General features: G+C 43.1%; 3 protein-coding genes. All 3 read left to right on the top strand.

Annotated elements, in window-relative coordinates; genetic code table 11:
- The coding region (locus R4I06_RS04385) for a P44/Msp2 family outer membrane protein (RefSeq protein ID WP_334414363.1) at window positions 1–584 on the top strand (584 nt) is incomplete at its 5' end.
- A gap of 7 nt (window positions 585–591) precedes the next feature.
- Entirely contained in the window at window positions 592–1,140 is a 549-nt protein-coding gene (locus R4I06_RS04380) for a hypothetical protein (RefSeq protein ID WP_334414362.1), read from the top strand.
- 425 nt (window positions 1,141–1,565) lie between these two features.
- Window positions 1,566–4,229, top strand: a complete 2,664-nt coding sequence (acnA, locus tag R4I06_RS04375) for an aconitate hydratase AcnA (RefSeq protein ID WP_334414361.1) — start codon at window positions 1,566–1,568, stop codon at window positions 4,227–4,229.
- Window positions 4,230–4,318: the final 89 nt, after the last annotated feature.

The following is a 4,318-nucleotide window of genomic DNA, read 5'->3' as shown; positions in this document are numbered from 1 at the left end:
AAGGTGTTAAGAGGGGAGATGGTGATGAAGAAGGTATTTATCTCCTCGCTAAAGACCTTGCTTACAATGTTGCTCTCGATCAGAAGGAGAAATTAGAAGAGGGCCTCAAAAAGATGCAAAAGAAGGATCTTTATGGGGTTAGTGTTGCTCTTAATAGTATTGATCCTGAAAAGACCATCGATAGAAAGATTTGTAAGGATGCTTACAAGCATGGTGGTAGTAGTGCAGGGAAGGAAGCAGATAACATGTGCGGTGTGCAGATGGATAGTAGTAGTCAAAGAAGTAATAACAGAACCGGGTTGGCGGAACTGTGGAACATGGGTGGTAGTAGTGCTACTGACAGAGGTGGAGGTTACGACAAGAGTAGTAGTGAAACGATAGGGCCCAAAACATCAGTGAAGATATCAACGGACATTAATGGTCTGACCAAAGATGAGAAAAGTAAAGTATCAAGCGCATTTGCAAGAGGAGGTGAAGGAGCGGAAATAGTAGAGATACGTTCTATATCTACTACCTCTGTAATGGTTAATGCTTGTTATGATGTTGCAGCCCTGCAGATTATGCATAGATATATATCTGCATAAGAAGAATATGCATGAGGTTAGTAAGGCTATTAATAACCTTGATCCAGGTTATAGTATTGATAAGAAGATTTGTTATGGTACAGGAAGTGCTACTACCAATGGTACAGACGCAGATGGGAAGTGTAATGGTAACGGCATCAGTAGTAGCAATAATGCGGCCGGTGAAGCTAATAGTAGTAGTAGTGGTGCTGATAAAGCTGGGCTTTGGCTTATAACTAGTAGTAAAAATACGGCTACGGGATTAGCTTCTGACACCGATAAGTTAAGTGGTGTACCATATACGGCTAAGAAGATTACACAGGACATATCAAAGCTAACAAAAGACCAGCACGGAGTAGTATCAAGTGCGTTTGCGAAGGCACATGAAGGTGCGGTAGTTCATCATAACTGCAGTAATATTCTTGATCCGAGCAAGGAAGCCATTGATAAGAACATTTGTAAGAAAACACATCGCGAGGAGAATGGTACCAATGATGTGGAAAAGAGCAATAGTACTACTCATGCGTCAAAGAGAGTGCTAAAGGAGCAACAAAGCTTTGGGGATGTACATTCTTGAGAGCATCACTTTTCCATGGTGGGGTGTGACAGATGAAGTCTGTGGTCGCGCGTTAACAACCGTGGGTTAGGCTCTGCATCGGCAAAATATCATGCGTTGCAACAGAGAATGCGGAAAGAAAATCGCGTTTACCCTTATAGTAGCTATTTTGCATAATATTGTAGATGTGCAGTTTATATTGTTTTCAGTGTTATAAATTAATATCTGCTGCAGCCAGCCTAATATTAAGGCATACTGGTGCGCATGGTGAGGTAGAATAGTTGCTGACAAGTGTGCGGCAAAATATATCGTGGAGAGTGTCCGTTATGTGTCCTAATCGAATACCGCGATTCGTGAGTAGGACATGAGATGAATTTAAGCACTTAGTGCACAACAGAAGTGGCTGTTATATCGCTATGTGATTGTTCTGCTAGCTGGAGGTTATAATGACATCTGTAGATTCTCTACAAGTACAAAAGAAACTGTACGTAGGGGAGAAATCTTACTGTTACTATGATCTTAATGCAGCATGCGAAAAGCTTGGAATAAAAATACATAAAGTACCTTTTGTACATAGAATACTGCTTGAAAATCTGTTACGCAATGAAGATGGCTATAATACGCGACTTGAAGATTTGAAAAAGTTTTCACAGTATATAAATCACGGAGGCGAATGTGAAATAAATTTCATGCCCGCGAGGGTGATGATGCAGGATTTTACAGGAGTACCTGCCTTGGTGGACTTAGCCGCCATGCGAGATTATGTTAAGTCTAAAGGTAGAGATCCAGGAATAATAAATCCTGGTATACCCGTAGACCTCGTTGTGGACCACTCATTGCACGTTGATTTTTCCGGCACTAGTGATGCTCTTGCGAAAAATGTGGCGCTTGAAATGTCGCGTAACTTGGAGCGATACAAATTGCTGAAATGGAGCCAAGGTGCGTTCAAAAATTTTCGCGTGGTGCCCCCTGGCATCGGAATATGCCACCAAGTAAATCTAGAATATCTGGCAAAAGTGGTATGGAACGTTGAGGGAACTCTTTGTCCGGACACCCTCATAGGTACTGATAGCCACACCACAATGATAAATGGAATATCAGTTCTAGGCTGGGGAGTGGGAGGAATAGAAGCAGAAGCGTCCATGTTGGGGCAACCTATAAACATGAGAGTGCCAGAGGTTGTGGGATTTGAGATACGTGGAGAGCTGTCCGAAGGCGTTACCTCTACAGACATGGTTCTGACTATAACGGAAATCCTCAGAAATAAGAAGGTTGTTGGGAAATTTGTCGAGTTCTACGGGGAAGGGCTGCGCACTATGCCAGTTGTTGACAGAGCAACAGTGGCTAATATGGCGCCTGAGTACGGTGCTACGTGTGGGTTTTTTCCCTTTGATGGAAGCACCTTGTCCTATCTTGATATGACTGGACGCGATCTAGAGCACATAGATATTGTTGAAGCGTACATGCGAGCACAGAGTCTTTGGTACAGTGAGACGGAAGATAGAGAAATAGAGTATTCAAGCAAAGTATTGCTAAATTTGGAAGAAGTGCAACCCGTAGTTGCTGGCCCTAAGCGTCCTCAGGATCGTGTGTTGATATCTGAGATTTCCAAAGTTTTACCTGTTACTGAGTCACATGAGGAAAGAGAGGATCTTCATGTCAAAAATGGTGATGTCGTTATAGCGGCAATCACGAGCTGTACCAACACCTCTAATCCCTACGTCATGATAGCTGCGGGACTCGTGGCGCGTAAGGCAAAAAAGCTTGGGATTAAATCAAAGCCATGGGTTAAAACCTCGCTCACCCCAGGGTCTCAGGTAGTTGAGGAGTACTTGAGAATGTCTGGTTTATTAGGAGACTTGAATGATCTAGGATTCAATATTGTGGGCTATGGATGCGCCACATGTATAGGAAACTCCGGCCCACTTGAAAAGGAGATAGAAGACTGCATCAAAGAGCACGATTTGCTAGTAGTGTCTGTTCTGTCGGGGAATAGAAATTTTGAAGGTAGAATTCATCCTTGCGTTAAAGCTAACTTTCTCGCTTCACCACCGCTAGTAGTGGTTTTTGCGCTTAGTGGCACAGTTTTGTTGGACATTACGAAGGATCCAGTGTGCAGAGATTGCTATGGTAGGGATATCTATCTAACGGACTTATGGCCCACAAAAGAAGAGATACGTGAGGTAATAGAGTCATTTATTTCTCGGGATATGTTCAGGAGAAAATACGAAAGTATATTTCGCGGTGATGACATTTGGTTATCAATAGGGGCGGGAGAAGGCCTAACATACAACTGGGATAGCGATAGCACGTATATCCAGCACCCTCCATACTTCCTTGAAGGAAATGAAGAGACAAAAAAGGCCATTGTGGGTAGTAGGTTGCATATTGATAATGCCCGTGTGCTTATGATATTGGGAAATAGCACCACTACCGACCATATATCTCCTGCAGGCAATATTTCGATAAGTAGCCCAGCTGGAAAGTTTTTAGTGCGCAATGGAGTGAAAGAGAAAGATTTCAACTCCTATGGAGCAAGACGCGGTAATCACCATGTTATGGTAAGAGGAACATTTGCTAATATTAGAATTAGAAATGAGATGCTCAGGGAAGTGGATGGGGGATTTACCAAACATTTCCCAAGTGGTGACCAGATTTCAGTATTTGATGCTGCGGTCAGATACAAACGGGAGGGCGTTTCGCTAGTCATAGTCGCCGGCAAGGAGTACGGTACAGGTTCCAGTAGGGACTGGGCAGCAAAAGGTACAGCCCTTTTAGGTGTCAAGGCGGTAATAGCACAGAGCTTTGAACGTATTCACAGATCAAATCTTATCTGCATGGGTGTTTTGCCGTTACTTTTGTCCGAAAGCGATAAGAGTGCATTTTCAGGCGATGAATTAATGATGTTAAGCGGCGATATAGGTGTGGGATCAGAAATAGTGTGTGAATTGGAAGCAAGTTGTGGATCCAAGAGAGTCATAAAGCTAACTTGTGCTGTGAATACCGCAATAGAGGTGGAGTACCTCGCATCAGGTGGAGTGCTGCACTACGTGTTGCATAAGATGCTTAGGAATGAAAATGCATGTCCTCACTCCTATAGTCAGAGATAAATCACAAATCAAACTTTGTAGTCCATTAAATTACACGACTCTTCGAACTGTAAAGCACCCCATATGGGAAATGACTGACGAAGACAGAA

The organism is Anaplasma bovis, assembly GCF_036903315.1.
Lineage (GTDB): Bacteria > Pseudomonadota > Alphaproteobacteria > Rickettsiales > Anaplasmataceae > Anaplasma > Anaplasma bovis.
The sequence above is the reverse complement of the archived record's forward strand: the minus strand, read 5'-3'. Positions and strand labels throughout refer to the sequence as shown.

What these genes read in the sequence shown, in the direction of transcription:
- R4I06_RS04380 (WP_334414362.1), top strand. Translation starts at nt 592, where the DNA reads ATGCATGAGGTTAGTAAGGCTATTAATAACCTTGATCCAGGTTATAGT.
- acnA (WP_334414361.1), top strand. Translation starts at nt 1,566, where the DNA reads ATGACATCTGTAGATTCTCTACAAGTACAAAAGAAACTGTACGTAGGG.